Source organism: Caballeronia temeraria (assembly GCF_001544795.2).
In the GTDB taxonomy this organism is placed as follows: domain Bacteria; phylum Pseudomonadota; class Gammaproteobacteria; order Burkholderiales; family Burkholderiaceae; genus Caballeronia; species Caballeronia temeraria.
The window spans coordinates 107,138-122,998 of record NZ_FCOI02000017.1; the positions used below are offsets into that span (position 1 = coordinate 107,138).

Annotated in this window: 15 protein-coding genes; 10 read left to right on the forward strand and 5 right to left on the reverse strand. The window is 62.1% G+C overall.

The genetic code is table 11. The features are described from left to right. Positions 1–3: 3 nt before the first annotated feature. A complete protein-coding gene (locus AWB76_RS23410) occupies positions 4–621 on the reverse strand; it encodes a UbiX family flavin prenyltransferase (protein ID WP_061162516.1) in 618 nt (205 codons plus the stop codon). Further along, positions 614–2,116, reverse strand: a complete 1,503-nt coding sequence (locus AWB76_RS23415; protein WP_061162569.1) for a UbiD family decarboxylase — start codon at positions 2,114–2,116, stop codon at positions 614–616. The genes AWB76_RS23410 and AWB76_RS23415 overlap by 8 nt, the downstream gene beginning before the upstream one ends. Before the next feature lie 298 nt (positions 2,117–2,414). On the opposite strand from AWB76_RS23415, the gene AWB76_RS23420 reads away from it, so the two are divergent. From AWB76_RS23420 to AWB76_RS23455, 8 genes are all read left to right on the forward strand, one after another. Next, positions 2,415–3,353 carry a LysR family transcriptional regulator gene (locus AWB76_RS23420; protein ID WP_061162517.1) on the forward strand — a complete coding sequence of 313 codons (939 nt, stop codon included), beginning with the start codon at positions 2,415–2,417 and terminating at the stop codon, positions 3,351–3,353. Further along, positions 3,350–4,789: an aldehyde dehydrogenase family protein gene (locus AWB76_RS23425; protein ID WP_061162518.1), complete on the forward strand. Its 1,440-nt coding sequence runs from the start codon at positions 3,350–3,352 to the stop codon at positions 4,787–4,789. Before AWB76_RS23420 ends, AWB76_RS23425 begins: the two co-directional genes overlap by 4 nt. Before the next feature lie 286 nt (positions 4,790–5,075). Next, entirely contained in the window at positions 5,076–5,591 is a 516-nt protein-coding gene (locus AWB76_RS23430; RefSeq protein WP_061162519.1) for a phosphate-starvation-inducible PsiE family protein, read from the forward strand. Between the two features lie 308 nt (positions 5,592–5,899). Beyond that, entirely contained in the window at positions 5,900–6,652 is a 753-nt protein-coding gene (locus AWB76_RS23435; RefSeq protein ID WP_244173427.1) for a helix-turn-helix transcriptional regulator, read from the forward strand. A 176-nt stretch (positions 6,653–6,828) separates the two neighbouring features. Next, on the forward strand, positions 6,829–7,404 hold the full coding sequence (locus tag AWB76_RS23440; protein WP_061162521.1) for an HdeD family acid-resistance protein: 576 nt from the start codon (positions 6,829–6,831) through the stop codon (positions 7,402–7,404). A 53-nt stretch (positions 7,405–7,457) separates the two neighbouring features. Beyond that, positions 7,458–7,880: a PRC-barrel domain-containing protein gene (locus tag AWB76_RS23445; RefSeq protein ID WP_061162522.1), complete on the forward strand. Its 423-nt coding sequence runs from the start codon at positions 7,458–7,460 to the stop codon at positions 7,878–7,880. An 80-nt stretch (positions 7,881–7,960) separates the two neighbouring features. Continuing rightward, positions 7,961–8,560 carry an Hsp20/alpha crystallin family protein gene (locus AWB76_RS23450; protein WP_061162523.1) on the forward strand — a complete coding sequence of 200 codons (600 nt, stop codon included), beginning with the start codon at positions 7,961–7,963 and terminating at the stop codon, positions 8,558–8,560. 138 nt (positions 8,561–8,698) lie between these two features. Continuing rightward, positions 8,699–11,533 (forward strand): ATP-dependent Clp protease ATP-binding subunit, encoded by a 2,835-nt coding sequence (locus AWB76_RS23455; RefSeq protein ID WP_061162524.1) that lies wholly within the window; start codon positions 8,699–8,701, stop codon positions 11,531–11,533. 47 nt (positions 11,534–11,580) lie between these two features. Here AWB76_RS23455 and AWB76_RS39290 read toward each other — a convergent pair whose 3' ends face one another. The 3 genes from AWB76_RS39290 to AWB76_RS23465 form a co-directional block, all read right to left on the reverse strand. Beyond that, on the reverse strand, positions 11,581–11,853 hold the full coding sequence (locus tag AWB76_RS39290) for a UBP-type zinc finger domain-containing protein (RefSeq protein WP_074171391.1): 273 nt from the start codon (positions 11,851–11,853) through the stop codon (positions 11,581–11,583). Between the two features lie 55 nt (positions 11,854–11,908). Then, the gene (locus tag AWB76_RS23460; protein WP_061162525.1) at positions 11,909–13,168 is read right to left on the reverse strand and encodes an NAD(P)/FAD-dependent oxidoreductase; all 1,260 of its coding nucleotides are present in this window, start codon (positions 13,166–13,168) and stop codon (positions 11,909–11,911) included. A 219-nt stretch (positions 13,169–13,387) separates the two neighbouring features. Continuing rightward, positions 13,388–13,630 (reverse strand): hypothetical protein, encoded by a 243-nt coding sequence (locus AWB76_RS23465; RefSeq protein WP_061162526.1) that lies wholly within the window; start codon positions 13,628–13,630, stop codon positions 13,388–13,390. 396 nt (positions 13,631–14,026) lie between these two features. Here AWB76_RS23465 and AWB76_RS23470 point away from each other — a divergent pair, with 396 nt between their 5' ends. Together AWB76_RS23470 and AWB76_RS39295 are read left to right on the forward strand one after the other, a co-directional pair. Continuing rightward, complete coding sequence (locus tag AWB76_RS23470) at positions 14,027–15,241, forward strand: alkene reductase (protein WP_061162527.1); 1,215 nt, start codon at positions 14,027–14,029, stop codon at positions 15,239–15,241. After that, a complete protein-coding gene (locus AWB76_RS39295) occupies positions 15,225–15,686 on the forward strand; it encodes a host attachment protein (protein ID WP_341845305.1) in 462 nt (153 codons plus the stop codon). The genes AWB76_RS23470 and AWB76_RS39295 overlap by 17 nt, the downstream gene beginning before the upstream one ends. Positions 15,687–15,861 lie beyond the last annotated feature (175 nt).

The window sequence follows — 15,861 nt, forward strand, 5'->3', positions numbered from 1 at the left end:
ACCTTACTCCTCACCTGCGGCGCGGCCGCCGAATTCATCGGCGAGACCGCTCCAGCGGCGCGCAATCTCGCCATGCTCGATGCCGAACAAGTCGAGAATACGCCCGACCGTGTGATCGACCACGTCTTCGATCGTCTTCGGATGCGCGTAGAACGCGGGCACCGGCGGCATCACGATCGCTCCCATTTCGGTGGCGAGTGTCATGTTGCGAAGATGCGCGAGATTGAGCGGCGTTTCGCGCGCGACCAGCACAAGGCGGCGGCGCTCCTTGAGCATCACATCGGCGGCACGTGTAAGCAGGTTGTCCGCGAAGCCGTTCGCGACGCCCGCAAGCGTTTTCATCGAACAGGGCGCAATCACCATGCCTTCGGTCAGAAACGATCCGCTCGCCACGGCCGCGCCGATATCGCGCACGTTGTGCACGACATCGGCAACGGCTTCGAGATCACCGCGCGCGAGGCCGAGTTCCTGTGCGGCCGTCACCGCGCCCGACGCCGACACGATGAGATGCGTCTCGTGCGTGCCGAGCCGACGCAACGCGGCGAGCAGGCGCACGCCGATCACCGCGCCGCTTGCGCCCGAAATGCCGACGACGACGCGCGGCTTGTTTCGCTCAGTCATGGTCGCGGCCGAGGTAGGCTTCGAAAGCGGCGTTGTCGCCGGCGACAAGCGCGTCGAGGTCTACCGTCTCCTGCCCGGGAATGCGAACGCGAGTGAACACATGTTCCGGATAGACCACGGGTCGCGTCGCGTCGAGACCCATCTTCGCGCTCACGCCTTGCAGATGCGGCGGCGCGTCCGCCGGTTGGCCCACCGTCGTGGAGGGATCGAGCGGCGAACCCTGCGCCCCCTCGATCACGACGAGATCGCGATCGGCCTGAAAGCGCGTGGCGATCGCCCATTCGATTTCGGCGGGATTGTGCAGGTCCACATCGGTATCGACGACGACGACCTGCTTGATGTCGTAATGCGCGCCAAACGCGCAGAGGATGACGTTCTTCGCTTCGCCTTCGCGCTTCTTGTCGAATTGCACCCACAGGTGATAGCGGCACACGCCCCCCACAGACAGATGCACGTCCTTCACGGCGGGATGGCTGCGCTGAAGATGCGCGAGCAACGTGGCTTCGCGCGGAATCGCGCCGAGCAGCAGATGCTCCATTTCGGCGGGCACGATCGTATGAAAGATCGGATCGCGCCGATGCGTGAGGGCCGTCACCTGGATGACTTCGCGTGCTTCCTTCGCGCTGTAGTACTTCGGAAATTCGCCGAACGGACCTTCCGGCTCGCGCACGTTCGGCAGAATGCGCCCTTCAATGACGATCTCCGCAAACGCCGGCACGTGTACGCCGTTCGTCACGCATTGCGCGACAGGCAGCGGCGCACCGTGCAGCGCGCCCGCGATTTCCAGTTCGTCGTGATCGATCGGCGTGATCGCTTGCGACGCGAGCATCGTCAGGGGATCGACGCCAATCACGATGGCTACGTCGAGCGCATCGCCCGCCGCTTGCGCGTCGCGCTGGAACGCGTAGAGATGGCGCGGCAGCAGCAGGATCGCCATGCGATCGGGGCCGTGCACCTGAATGCGGTTGATCGAGACGTTCTGCACGCCGGTACGCGGATTGCGCGCAATCACGAGGCCGGCGGTGATGTACGGGCCGTTGTCGTGTTCGCTGTGGGTGGGAATCGGCAGCAATGCGTGCAGATCGATGCCGTTCGTATGAACGATCTCCTGACAGGGCGCGTCCGCTCGATCGACCACCCTGGACGGGATCGGCTGCGCGACCGCCGCCGAAAAGCGCGCGAGCAGGCCCGCCTCCTCGACGCCCAGCGCCTCCGCGATCCAGCCGCGCTTCGACATGAAGCCGGAGACGACCGGCACGCCCTTGCCGCCGGGCTGCGTGAAGAAAGCAGCCTGCGTACCGTCGAGCCGTTTGGCGATCGCGGCGAGTTCGTGCTCGAGCGCAACCGGCCGTTCGATGGTTGCGAGGCGGCCGGTCTTCGCGAGATGCGCGAGCCAGTCGCGCAGCGTGAGCGCTGACGTCTCTGAACGATTCGAGGCCCACGGAAGAGCTGAGGTCGAAAAGGTGCCGCGCGTCGCGGCGTCGCGAATATTCATCTGCGTCTCCATCGGTCCCCTTGCGTGTTTGCGGCCGAGCGCCGCGGCATGGGATGAAATGAAGCGTAGCGAGGTCGCGATATAAGTTCTAATACTGTTTTTTGATGTTTTGAATCATAAATGCTGATATCAGAGTTAGCCCCGATGACACCGGTCTTTCAAGTCGATATCAATACACCGTTGGCGCTTCGGCGCACAGCAGGGGATTACAAGACCCGCCGGCAAGCCAGACCGCGGCCATCGGGCTGATACCGTTGTAGAACGTCATTAGTCTTATTGATACCGAGCTGAACAAGAAATGGACCTCAAGCAAATCCAGTACTTCATCGCGCTCTTCGAGGACGGATCGGTCACGCGCGCGGCCAAACGGCTCAACATCGTGCAACCCGCACTCAGCATGCAGATCGCGAAGCTGGAGGAAGAGTTACATCAGCAATTGTTCGAGCGCGGCGCTCACGGCATGGCCCCCACCGCCGCTGGACGCCTGATGTATCGCCTTTTTCTGCCGATCATGCGCGACCTTGCGCACGCGCGGCAGCAGCTTCAGCAGCGCGACGAAGTGGTGACGGGGCATGTGAGCATTGGGCTCATCGCATCGGTGACGGAGAGCGTGCTTGCCGATTCGCTCTCGCGCTTTCATGCGCGTTATCCGCATGTCGAAGTGACAGTGGCGGACGGCTTCAGCGCGACCTTCATCGACTGGGTCGCGGGTGGCCAACTCGATGCGGCCCTCATCAACAAGCCCCGCGCGCGCCTATCGCTGGATTCGCAGACGCTGCTCGATGAAGAAATGGTGCTGGCGACGAGTGCCGAGCACGGCCCTGACCTACCGCACACGATCGAGCTTGCGCAGTTGCCCGAACTCGAACTCGTGCTGCCGACCAAACGCCACGGCCTGCGCGGTGTGCTCGATACCGCCGCACAGCACGAAGACGTGCTGCTTGCGCCGCGTTTCGAAATCGACGTGCTCAGCACAATCGTGAAGCTCGTAGAGAGCACCCGCTTTGCGACGATCCTGCCGCGCATCGCCGTTGGCCGGGCCGTGCAGCGTGGGACACTGCGGGCCTATCCGATTCTCGCGCCACGCATCGTGCGGCATATCGTGCGCGTGAGCCATCCGCGCAGGCCGTTGTCCGCTGCGGCCGAGGCGCTGATCGAGATCATCTCCGACGAACTGCATCGCGTGTCAAACGCATCCGGCACAAACGCCCCTCTTCTCTCCAAGGAAACTGCATGAAAGCACTACACTGGATCGCCGGCGCATGGGTCGGCGTGCCGTCGGTCGACAGCATCGATCCGGCTACCGGCGAAAGCATCGGCCAGTTCGCCGACGGCGGGGCGGCCGAAGCCGATGCGGCCATCGCCGCGGCGCGCAACGTGTTCGACCGCACGACGTGGGCACAGGACGCGCGCCTGCGTCAGGACGTGCTGCTTGCGTGGGCCGGCGCACTCGATGCGCAACGCGAGCCGCTTGCGATCCTGCTTACGCGCGAAAACGGCAAGGCAATCGCGCAGTCGCGCGGCGAGATCGCAGCCGCGATTTCCGAAGTCCGATATTACGCGGGACTCGCTCGGCACATCGCGGGGCACGTGCTGGAAACGGAACCAGGAACGATCTCGACGATGCTGCGTGAGGCCGCTGGCGTCGCGGCCATCTTCGTGCCCTGGAATGCGCCCGCGGTATTGCTCGTGCGCTCGCTCGCGCCCGCTCTCGCCGCTGGCTGCACGGCAATCGTCAAATCCGCCCCACAGACTCCGCTAGTGATCGCAACCATGCTGCGCTGCTTCGAGCAGACCGCGCTGCCGAAGGGCGCAGTGAATCTCGTCAACGAGATTGGCTATGCGGCGGGCAAACGGCTGGTCGAGTCGCATGACGTCGACGTGGTGAGTTTCACCGGATCAACCGCGACGGGCAAGAAGATCATGGCCGCCGCCGCCGAAAGCATGAAGAAGCTCTCGCTCGAACTTGGCGGCAAGTCGTGCTGTGTCGTCTTCGAAGATGCAGACGTCGCCGCGATCGCGCCGCGTATCGCGCGAGCCGCGACGATCATCTCAGGTCAGCAATGCACTGCTGCGCGCCGCGTGCTCGTACATGCCCGGCGAGCGGCGGAGATGCGTGAGCATCTGACGCGTGCGCTCGAAGCGCTGAAAGTGGGCGAAGGCATCAACGAGGCAATGGACATCGGTCCGCTCATCGACGCGGACACGCGTGACGCGGTTGATCGAACCATTGCCCGCGCGTGCGACCAGGCCGATCGCGTACTGCTGCGCGGCACGCGCTCAGGACACGCGTTCCTCTCGCCGACGCTCGTCGAACACAGCGACCCGAAAGCGTTCTTCTGTCAAGAGGAAATCTTCGGACCGTTGGTCACGCTGGAGACGTTTGACACTGAAGCACAGGCAATCGACAGAGCCAACGACACCGTATTTGGCCTCTCCGCGAGCGTGTGGACCAACGACGGCGCGCGCGCGTTTCGCATCGCGCGCGCGCTGCGCAACGGCACGGTGTGGATCAACGATCACAACAAGCTCTTTGCCGAAGCGGAAACGGGTGGCTACCGGCAAAGCGGTCTCGGCCGCCTGCACGGCTACGATGCCCTCGCCGACTTCACGGAAATCAAGCACATCTGCATGCCGGCCGGTGTTGCGGAAAATATCACGCTGTTGCGGTGAATGGCGGGGAGGCAAGTCAATGGACAGCGCCGATCTCGAAGTCCTGGCGTAGGAGAACTACACCGAGTTGATCGCACTCGTGATTTCATTGTTTTATAGCCGTGACGGGATTGCATGGGGGCGCTCAGCAAGCAGATAAGAGAAAAGAAACAGCAGGAAGACGAAAGAAAAGGCCGCGCGCATGGCCTAAGATTGTAGGCGCGGGTCGCTTTCGTTGCGACCGTCACGGCGCATCCACGCCTTGACCGGCCGCACTGCCTGCCCAAATCTTCCTGCGACCCGATCCATGAGCAAGCCAACCCAAATTCGCGCGAAGCTCGACGAATTTCGGCTGCAATGGCGCGTACTGACCTTCTACGAGCGCTTCGAGCAGATCATCGCCCACATCCTGAGCGTCGTGATCTCGGTGATCATCGTCGTATCGCTGTGGCAGTTGATTCGGGCGGTCGTGGCGCTATTGCTGTCAGGCTCCCTCAATCCGCTGGATCACGCGATCTTTCAAGCGGTTTTCGGCATGGTGATGACGTTGTTGATCGCAATGGAATTCAAGCATTCGATCACCCGCGTCATGTTGAGGCGCGACCACATCGTGCAGGTCAAGACGGTCATCCTTATCGCGATGCTCGCGATAGCACGCAAGTTCATCATCCTTGATCCAACTACCGACCCTGGTCGCATTGCCGCACTCGCGGCCGCGCTGCTGGCGCTTGGCAGCGTCTACTGGCTCATGCGGCAACGCGACGATCCCGTCGATGCGGCGATTGAAGAGCGCGCCGCGCGGGATCGCGAAACGCGCGATTGATTTACCTGCTTTTTCTCGAAGATCATCGAGGCTCGCAAGTTTTGCTCGATCGTCGAGCAGGCCTGCACACGTCGCACGCATCGGGCGAGAATTGCATTTTGGTGGCGTACGTAAGGCATGCGTATAACAACGAAACAAGCTCGCAAAACAAGCTGCTATCGACAGAAACTGGACTACTATGCAACCTCCGATACTTCGAGGCCTCCCGTCGGGGGACGCGCGCAATGGAGCAGCTACAGCGTTCTCCACAGTTGCACCACCTTACCTGCCACGGGATCGGGGCGTCATGCCCGGACCCCGAACGGAATTTGGCGCAATGGATCCTTTGTATCATCCCGGCGGATCGGACCACCGCGCACGCGAACACCGTCCCCAGCAGCGCGCGCCCCTATCAGAATCTAAGCGTCAGCGCGCCGTTTATCGCTATCGTGCCGGGCTGGGCTCGTGTCACGCTCGTCAATGACGACGATCCGCACGGCCTTGTCGTCGCGCTCCATTGGGCCAGGCTGAAAGAGACCGCTCGAAACGCGCTCGGCACCACGCCTTGCGATATCCCTTGCTGGTTCAAGGCGTGGGATCCTTTCCTGCGCGAAGCGGGCGACACCCTTACCGCGTTGCACGCCAGCAGCAGCCCGGATGTTAGATGCGTCGCAGCGTTCGCCGACGTATTTGCACTTCATCTCATGCGGCGGTATGGACTCGCGGCTGATACGCGCGACACGGGTACAAGCCTCGCCCACTCAAAGCTAAGCATCGTGGAACGTTTCATACACGAGCACGTTGCAGACAATATTCAGATCGAGGACCTCGCTGCGCTCCTGCACATGAGCCCGTCGCATTTCGCGCGGGCGTTTAAGAACGCGACAGGGCATCCGCCTCACTTCTACCTGACAACCGAAAGGTTGAGGTTAGCGCAGTCGATGCTCTCGAAAGGGAGCCTCCCGCTGATCGATATTGCAGCGCGCGTCGGCTTTCAGACGCAGCAGCATTTCACCGCGGTATTTCATCGATATGTAGGGTGTACGCCACGCGCTTTCCGCCTTGCGCATCTCCGTCCTTAGGATCCGGCGTGAGGCCTTCTCGACTGGATCGCTGAACAAGCAACAAGCGCAGAAAGCCGACACCTTTGGGCAGGAACTCGAAAGAAGAACGCTCCTCGCGGACGTACGCTTGATGAAATGAAATTGCACGCGCTGTGCCAGCCGGATATCGGCGATCCGCCTCGGGAGCTCAAACGATGGACGAACTACTTGGTCGCGCATGGTGGATGCTCGCGCTGCGTGGCGCTGCGGGAATCCTGTTCGGCGTTCTCGCGCTTTGCTGGCCGGGTCTTACGCTGCTGCTCCTTGTCGCGATGTTCGCGGCGTATGCACTCATAGGAGGCGTCGCTGCGGTCAGCGCGGCGATACGAAATCGTTCGATTCGCACCGACTGGTGGCTCCCGTTGCTGCTTGGGCTGTGCATGATCGCTTCGGGCGTGATCGCCGTCGCGGCGCCGGGCGTCACGGCGCTCGTGCTGGTCACCGTGATGGGCGCGAATGCCATCGTCACCGGAGCGCTCGACCTCTTCACCTGGGTTCGCCTGAAAAGACACGGCCGCACGCAGTGGCTGCTGTTGTTCATCGGTAGCCTGTCGGTTCTGTTTGGCATCTTCGTGCTGGCCGTCCCGGGTGCTGGAGCGCTCGCCCTCGTCTGGATGATCGGCACCTACGCGATCATCACCGGTGCGCTTCTGCTCGTCCTTGGCCTCGGAGCACGGAATTGGCGCAGCCCCGTCCTTCGCGAACAGCAAAACACGCCGCTGCACTCATGAGGCGCATGCCGCGCCCGGCGTCCACGTAGTCCGTTGCGCATTTGGAGAACGCCATGAAGCCTAACCTCGCATCGGCCGCAAGGCTGTCCTCATTCATCCTCGCGCTGTCCGTCTGTGGCTTTGCCGCCAGCGGCGCGACCGCGCAGGAAGCGCCCATCGCCGGCAAAGCGACGCTCGGGGTGACCGTCACCGAAGAGCAAGTAGTCGCCAGAGGCTGGCGCGCATCCAAGATGCTTCACGCCGATGTCTACAACGAAAAGAACGAAAAGATCGGCCGCGTCGACGACCTGATTGTCGCGCCCGATGGCTCGCTTTCGGCGGCGATTATCGACGTCGGCGGCTTTCTCGGGGTCGCGGCGCACCGTGTCGCCATTCCCGTTCAGCAGTTCAAGCAGATAGCGCCGAAGGCCATCCTGGTCGGCGCGAACAAGGACGCGCTCAAGAAACTGCCAGAGTTCGAATATGCCAAGGGCTGACATTTAGCCGCAAGCGTCAAAGCGGCAGTCACTGAAGATTCGGGCCGCTTTGACGGCTCATCTGAACAAGGAGCATAGCGATGCTATTGGACCTCGATAAGTGGAACCCCTTTCGCTTCCTGCGCAAGAGTCCCGAGGAAAAGGGCGCAGACGCGAAGCTGAACGCCCCGCCCTCGCAGCAGGCCCCCGCGCCGTCTACCTCAGAAGCGGCCGCGTCCGCCTGGCCGGCATCGTTCGATGCGGCCCGTTGGCCGCTGCCCGATCCCCTGCATCTTCTCACCGACCTCGTACGCGATCCGTTCGGCGGGATGGGACCGCTTGGCAACTGGTTCGGCGACTTCAGTCCCAGCCGCTTTCAGCCGCGACTCGACGTCGTCGACGACGGCGACGCGCTTCGCATCGTGGCCGAATTGCCAGGACTGTCGCGCGAGGACGTGGAGCTGGAAGTCGTTGAGGACATGCTGGTGCTGACCGGCGAGAAGCGCATCGAATCGAAGAGCGACGAGAAGGGCTGCTACCGGGTGGAGCGGGCGTTCGGACAGTTCCAGCGCGCCATTCCGCTGCCCTCTGGCGTTGATCTCGAGCACGCTGAGGCGAACTTCGAGAATGGCGTGCTCACCGTGCGGGTGCCCAAAGCGGCGAATGAACCCGCGGCGAAGCGGCGCCTCGAGATCAAATAGCGCCGTGCGCACGGCGACTTCTGACAGCTCGGCAGCTTCCATGGCCCTCGAGGATATCCCCGCCTTCGCGACGGAACTCGTCAGGCTGTACGCGCATAACGACACGGACCATCCCCCGCCCACACTACGGAGAACATCATGCCTACCTGCAGCGTTTGCGGCAAACCGGCAACCTCGCAGATCACGATCACCGAAAACGGCCAGCGCCGTCAGTTGATGCTGTGCGATGAGCACTACATGGAGTTCATGGCGCGCAATCAGCGCCGTCTGTCGCCGCTTGAGTCTCTCTTTCACGGCGGACTGTTCGACAGTTTGTTCGAAGACATGTGGCCGCAGATGGAAAGCGGCCAGGGTGGCCGGCCACGCATCGGACGCTCGCCCGGACAAGCCGGCGGCTCGGATCAGCGTGCAGACGCCGATAGCGCGCAAACGGGTGAGTCCGCCGGCGGTCACGCAGGCGGCCGGCCGCGCCGGCATCGCCGTGCACGTGAAGCCGTCGATCTGCAGACGTTCCTGAGCGAAAGCGGCCTCGACCGCTTGCAGGCGGCCGCGCAGATGGCGGTCGAGTTCGGCAAGTCCGAAGTCGATACCGAGCACCTGCTGCTGGCACTCGTCAGCAATAACGTGGTTCAGGAAATTCTGCGCGAATTCAAGCTCGATCCTGAGGAGATCAGGAAGAATATCGAGCAAAGCGCACCACGCGGCAACCGCGCGCAGAAGACGGATGAAGAACGCATCGGCGTGTCACCGCGCGCGAAGAGTGCGCTTGAAAACGCGCTCACGGCGTCACGAGAACTCGGCCACAGCTACGTCGGACCGGAGCATATCTTGATCGGGCTCGTGGAAGAGGAAGACGGCTTCGCGGGGGAGCTGCTGCGCAAGTACGGGTTATCGTCGCATGCGCTTAGGCAGAGGACGGTCAAGGTGGTCGGCAAGGGCGCCGAGGAAGGCACCGTCGAGGGCCGCTCCACCACACCGACGCTCGACAAGTACGCGCGCGATCTCAGCGACCTCGCCCGGCGCGGCAAGCTCGATCCGGTAATCGGCCGCGACAAGGAAATCGAAACGACCATCGAAGTCCTTGCGCGTCGGCGCAAGAACAACCCGGTGCTGATCGGCGAACCCGGCGTCGGCAAGACGGCGATCGTCGAAGGACTCGCGCAGCGCATCGCCCAGGACCAGGTGCCGGAAGTGCTGCGTGGCAAGCGCGTCGTTGAGTTGAATATCAACAGCGTGGTGGCGGGGGCAAAGTATCGTGGCGAGTTCGAAGAGCGCGTGAAGCAGGTGCTCGACGAGATCGTCGAGAACCAGGACCGGCTGATCATCTTCATCGATGAACTGCATACGATCGTCGGTGCCGGCCAGGGCGGCGGCGAAGGCGGGCTCGATATCGGCAACGTTTTCAAACCGGCGCTCGCGCGCGGCGAATTGCATCTTGTGGGCGCGACGACGCTCAACGAATACCAAAAGTACATCGAGAAAGATTCGGCGCTCGAACGGCGCTTCCAGCCGGTGAACGTGCCCGAGCCGAGCGTCGCGGAGACGATCGAAATCCTGCGAGGACTGCGTGACCGCCTCGAAGCGCATCACAAGGTGAAGATCACCGAAGAGGCGATCGCGGCCGCTGCGAAGCTGTCGGACCGGTATATCGCAGCGCGCTTCCTGCCCGACAAGGCCATCGACCTGCTCGACCAGGCTGCCGCTCGCGTGCGCATTTCGTCGAATTCCCGGCCGGGGCAACTGCATGACATCGAGGCGACCATCCGCCGCACACGTCAGGAACAGGACGCGGCAAGCGCCGCCAAGCAGTTCGACAAGGCAAAGCAACTTGAAGACAAGCTCGTCTCCGAACAGAAGCGGCTCAACGATGCGACCGAAGCGTGGAAGAAGGAGCGCGGCACCAGTTCGCAAGAGGTCACAGCGGAGGACATTGCGCAGATCGTGGCGTCGCTCACCGGCGTGCCGGTGTCTGAACTCACCGCCCAGGACCGCGAGAAGCTGCTGCGACTCGAAGACCGCCTGAAGGAACGCGTAGTCGGTCAGAACGAGGCGGTCAGCGCCGTCGCGAAGGCGGTCCGACTCTCACGCGCCGGTCTTACCGAAGGCGGCAAGCCGACCGCGAGCTTTCTCTTTCTCGGACCGACTGGCGTGGGCAAGACCGAGCTCGCCAAAGCGCTCGCCGCAACGGTGTTTGGCGACGAGAACGCGCTCGTGCGCATCGACATGAGCGAGTACGCCGAACGGCATACCGTAGCCCGGCTGGTGGGCGCGCCTCCGGGCTATGTCGGCTATGAGGAAGGCGGCCAGCTGACTGAGCGTGTGCGACGCCGACCGTATAGCGTGGTGTTGCTCGACGAGATCGAAAAGGCGCATTCGGAGGTGCACAACATCCTGTTGCAGCTCTTCGACGAAGGCCGTCTGACCGACGGCAAGGGCCGTCTCGTCGATTTCACGAACACGATCATTATCGCGACGAGCAATATCGGTTCGCAGCTGATCCAGGACAACGTGCGCTCCGACAAGAAGCAACTCGACTACCCCGCGCTGCGCGACCGTCTGATGGAGATACTGCGGCATCACTTCAGGCCCGAGTTCCTGAACCGGGTCGATGAAGTCGTCGTCTTCCATGCGCTCGGCAAGGAGCAAATCCGTAGCATTGTGGATCTGCAACTCGCGCGCGTGCAACGCACTGCGGCCGGGCAGAACATCGAGTTGTCGTTCGACAATTCGCTGCGTGATCATCTCGCGGAAATCGGCTATGACCCCGAGTTCGGCGCACGGATGCTCAAGCGCAAGATCCGGGCTGAAGTGGAATCGCAACTCGCAGATGCGCTGCTGCGGGGGGATGTCCGCGACGGCGACAAGGTCACAATGACTTACGACTCAGGTTCCCACTCTGTACGTGTGCAAAAGGGCTCCGCACCCGCAGAAGCCACGAAGGAAGAGGCGAAGCAAGAAGCGGCGCATACGTGAGTCCGGCATTGCGTGAACGGGACACCGCCCTCACGGGCGGCGTCCCGTCACGATTCAAGTTCACCTGCGACAATCTCGTCGCGATAGCACCAGATCCAGGTTTCGCCGGGTTCAATTGAGCGCACCAGCGGATGGCCGGTCGCGTGAAAATGCTTGCTTGCGTGCCGGTTGGGCGACGAGTCGCAACAGCCGACGTGTCCGCATGAAAGACACAACCGCAAATGTACCCACGGCTGGCGAAGCTTGATGCACTCCTCGCAATAGTCGATGGGCGTGTGGAGGATGCGGGCCTCGTCTAGATGCGTGCAACCAGGGGTCATGATCGTACTCCTCGGACAGACGCGCGCAGGCATGCGAAACAAGTTGCGCTTACGCTCACGCGCTATTTAAATAGCGATGCACCAGCGCGACAGCCATCGCCCCTTCGCCGACTGCAGACGCAACACGCTTGATCGACCCGTGACGCACGTCGCCCGCTGCGAAAACGCCAGGCACACAGGTCTCCAAATGTAGCGGCGCGCGCTCGAGCGGCCAATTCAGGCTCGACCGATATTCCTGCAAGTCGGGACCAGTCACTAGATAACCGGCGTCATCCCGGACAATGCCGACCTCCTGCGCCCATTCGGTCTGGGGCACGCCGCCGATGCAGACGAATAGCCAATTCGCCTTTACCGAAATTTGCCGTCCCGTGCGCACATCGGTCAGCGTAACTTCCTGCAGCGTGTCACTGCCTGCGAGCGCGGTCACTTCAGTGCTGGTCCGAACTTCAATGTTCGGCGCCGCCGTGATGCGATCCACCAGGTAGTGGGACAACGTGTTCTTGAGCGAGGTGTCACGCACGAGCATATAGACGCGGTTGGCCGATTGCGAAAAGTGCATGGCGGCTTGTCCCGCCGAATTGCCGCCTCCCACCACATAGACGTCTTCGCCATGGATCAGCGCTGCTTCGCTCGCGCCCGCGCCGTAGTAAAGGCCAGCGCCGAGAAAGCGCGCTTCACCTTCGAGGCCGAGCGTGCGATATGCCACGCCGGTCGCGCAGATCGACGTGCGCGCCGTAATACGTGTGCCGTCCTCCAGATACACGATGCCCTGGCCGGGCGGAAACTCCGCGCGCACGCCGGCGCGGGCTATCAGGATGTCGGCGCCGAACTTGATGGCCTGGTCGCGCGCCCGTTCTGCCAGCTCGGCGCCGGACACACCCTGTGGGAAGCCCAGATAGTTCTCGATCTTTGAACTGCTTCCTGCCTGACCGCCCAGCGCCCACCGCTCCACCAGTACGGTATGCATTCCTTCCGACGCTCCGTAGACAGCCGCGCTCAACCCCGCCGGTCCCGCGCCGTAAATGGCCAGATCGTAGGCTTCTCGGGATGGACTCGCAAACCAGCCGAGCTTCTCGGTAATTTGGCGAACGGTGGGGCATTCGAGCCGGGTTCCGTCGTGGAAGACGCAGATCGGCAAGCGGGAGTCGGAAAGATGCTGCACGTGGGCAAGATCCTTCGCTTCCTTATCGCTGCCCAGTTCGATCCATTCGAACGGTATGTCGCAGCGATGCAGAAAGTCGCGTATCGCGTAGCCGTTAGCGCTGCGCATGCGCCCGTAGATCCTGACCATGAACTTATCCGCCTTCGAGGCCATTCAGAGTTTCTTTCGTTTCATGCCTTCACTGGCTAGCAGCGCGCGCTCGATAACAACGAAAGACCATATCCCAAACACGTTAGAGACATCGTGGGGAAGTGTCTTTCGAGATTCTGCCGGATTTTGTTGGCTTTCTGCCGCCGATTCCATGACATCGGTCGTGCGACTCTTCTCGCGGTCGACAACAACGCGTACCCCATTCGATTTCGTATCACGGCGTCAATCTGGAAGCACGAACTCGGTCCGCATGTCTTCGATCACCTTCTGGATGCGATGTACGCAATCCGCACCGAGGTCATTGAGCGGCACGATGTTCCAGTTGCGGCCAGATGCGTCGGGCGGATGCCGCTCTGGTAGCGGTATGCGCAGCTGCAAAGCTCCCGGCGCATCAGCGGCGATTGTCGTCATGCGGCTTTGCAGTTCGTCGCGAATCTGCTCAGGGGTTCGAACAGTTTTTGGCATTGGTCTACCTCCTTCGGTCTCACGTCTGGGTCGTGACGGAATGGGCGCATACGTTCCTGTTGTGTCGTCTGCGCCGACGATCTTTTAAGTCTAGTCGCTAATTCGGCAAGGCATCGACTCATGCAATGATCGCCCCACCCGCTGATGAGAGACGCAGTACCTTGCTAAAACGCCAGAATCGCTGAGGCCCGGCAGGGGCGCATGCCCCCCCGATGAAGCGATGGACCGAATGACCGCAGGATCGTGACACATCTGAGCAGAAACCGGAAAGAACCGCGCGCAAGGTCATGGCTACACTGCCGGTAGTGGGATCCTGTCTATGTGATTTGAGACCAGCGCTCTGATGCGTCGAGGGCTGCGCTTTTCGGGCCGAGCCCAAAAACACTAGGAGCGAATATGCCTGATACGGAAATCGCACCCGGCGAAGCCCGGCAGCACGGCGCGCAAATATCTTTACACAAGCTGTTCGAACCCGTAAAGGTGGGACCGTACAACCTTAGTCATCGTGTCGTCATGGCGCCGCTGACGCGTTCGCGCGCGAACCGGCCAGGAAACATTCCGTCGCAGCTCAACGCGTGCTATTACGCGCAGCGCGCACACGCCGCGCTCATCATCAGCGAGGCGACCCAGGTGTCCATGCAAGGACAGGGCTATGCATGGACGCCTGGGATACATAGCCAGGCGCAGGTCGAGGGCTGGCGGCTTGTGTCAGATGCCGTGCACGAGGCGGGTGGGTTAATGTTCATGCAACTGTGGCACGTAGGACGCATATCACACCCCTCATTGCAGCCCGATGGAATGCTGCCAGTTGCCCCCTCTGCTGTCCAGCCGAAAGCAGAGGCATTCATCGAGAACGAGCGGGGCGAAGGTGTCGTCGCACCCTGTGTCAAGCCTCGCGCGCTACAGGTCGAAGAGATGCCGTATCTCGTGCGGCAATACCTCAGGGGTGCGCGCAACGCAAAGGCTGCCGGTATGGACGGCGTCGAAGTACATGGCGCCAACGGGTATCTCCTCGATCAGTTCCTTTTGTCCGGCACGAACCGCCGCACGGACGAATACGGCGGATCGAGCGAGCGTCGGGCCAGGCTGCTATTCGAGGTGGTCGAGACGGTTTGCGAAGTGTGGGGGCCGGAAAAGGTCGGCGTGCGACTCTCTCCTCTTGGCATCTTCAACGACATGCATGACGACGATCCCGAAGCGACCTTCTCCTACGTCATCGAAAAGCTCAATCGATACGGACTGGCCTATTTGCACATCGTCAATCCCATGTTGGCGGCGGCCGGTGACGATGTGGCTTTCATCGAGCGCGCGAACCGCATGAGCCAGATGATACGCCGCACGTATCGTGGTGTGCTGATCGTGGCCGGCGGGTTTGACGGCGGCAGCGCCGAAAGATGGCTCGAGGAAGGCAACGCGGACCTGATCGCGTTCGGACGGTTGTTCATCGCAAATCCGGACCTGCCGGAGCGCCTCCGGTCGCGCGCTCCGCTGAATTCGCCGGACCCGTCCACGTTCTACGGGGGCGGCGAACGCGGATATACCGACTATCCGTCGCTCGCGCAGGAGCGCGGGGAAGCCCCACGGTCCGTCACCGATGGGCGCTGGAGATAGACTGTCGCTGACCGGCAAGCCCGCCGGCGTCACGCGACGATTTGCGATGGCCGCCGGGCCGGCGACCGATCACGCTGAGAGGCGCACCATGGCTCACACTACCTGGGTTGTCGTCGCCGACGGCAGCCGTGCTCGAATCTTCGAGACTCCGGGACTTCAACTAGACTTGCGGGAAATCGAAGACCTCGTCAACGTCGCCCCTGGTGGGCCGGCGCTGAGCGAGAAGGAACGCGACAAATTCGCGAAGACCGTCGCCGACCGCGTCGAACAGGGACGGCTTCATCACCGGTATCAGCGATTGCGATTGGCCGCGGAGCCAAAATTTCTCGGCCTCCTTCGCGAGCGTCTGAGCGAACAGACGCGTCAGATGATTTTCGAGGAGATCAACGAGGATCTCTCGGCCCTCGACACGCGCGAACTTCAGGCACACCTGAAAAGGCATTGAAGAACACCTGCCCGGTCGTGGCCCACATGCTACGTGTCGACCGCCGCACCTTGACAGTTCGGACCGACGAAACGCAATAGTCAACTTTGCTTGCGGCGGAATCAAAGATAGCCGCAGGGGGCGTTAAGAGCGTCCGGGCGCGCCCGGTGCGCGCTGAGACTTCCGTCTAGACGCA

Bases quoted from the DNA above. Each gene is read 5' to 3' on its own strand.
- AWB76_RS23455 (WP_061162524.1), top strand. From the start codon at position 8,699: ATGCCTACCTGCAGCGTTTGCGGCAAACCGGCAACCTCGCAGATCACG.
- AWB76_RS23465 (WP_061162526.1), bottom strand. From the start codon at position 13,630: ATGCCAAAAACTGTTCGAACCCCTGAGCAGATTCGCGACGAACTGCAA.
- AWB76_RS23430 (WP_061162519.1), top strand. From the start codon at position 5,076: ATGAGCAAGCCAACCCAAATTCGCGCGAAGCTCGACGAATTTCGGCTG.
- AWB76_RS23460 (WP_061162525.1), bottom strand. From the start codon at position 13,168: ATGGCCTCGAAGGCGGATAAGTTCATGGTCAGGATCTACGGGCGCATG.
- AWB76_RS23450 (WP_061162523.1), top strand. From the start codon at position 7,961: ATGCTATTGGACCTCGATAAGTGGAACCCCTTTCGCTTCCTGCGCAAG.
- AWB76_RS39290 (WP_074171391.1), bottom strand. From the start codon at position 11,853: ATGACCCCTGGTTGCACGCATCTAGACGAGGCCCGCATCCTCCACACG.
- AWB76_RS23440 (WP_061162521.1), top strand. From the start codon at position 6,829: ATGGACGAACTACTTGGTCGCGCATGGTGGATGCTCGCGCTGCGTGGC.
- AWB76_RS39295 (WP_341845305.1), top strand. From the start codon at position 15,225: ATGGGCGCTGGAGATAGACTGTCGCTGACCGGCAAGCCCGCCGGCGTC.
- AWB76_RS23410 (WP_061162516.1), bottom strand. From the start codon at position 621: ATGACTGAGCGAAACAAGCCGCGCGTCGTCGTCGGCATTTCGGGCGCA.
- AWB76_RS23425 (WP_061162518.1), top strand. From the start codon at position 3,350: ATGAAAGCACTACACTGGATCGCCGGCGCATGGGTCGGCGTGCCGTCG.
- AWB76_RS23445 (WP_061162522.1), top strand. From the start codon at position 7,458: ATGAAGCCTAACCTCGCATCGGCCGCAAGGCTGTCCTCATTCATCCTC.
- AWB76_RS23470 (WP_061162527.1), top strand. From the start codon at position 14,027: ATGCCTGATACGGAAATCGCACCCGGCGAAGCCCGGCAGCACGGCGCG.
- AWB76_RS23415 (WP_061162569.1), bottom strand. From the start codon at position 2,116: ATGAATATTCGCGACGCCGCGACGCGCGGCACCTTTTCGACCTCAGCT.
- AWB76_RS23420 (WP_061162517.1), top strand. From the start codon at position 2,415: ATGGACCTCAAGCAAATCCAGTACTTCATCGCGCTCTTCGAGGACGGA.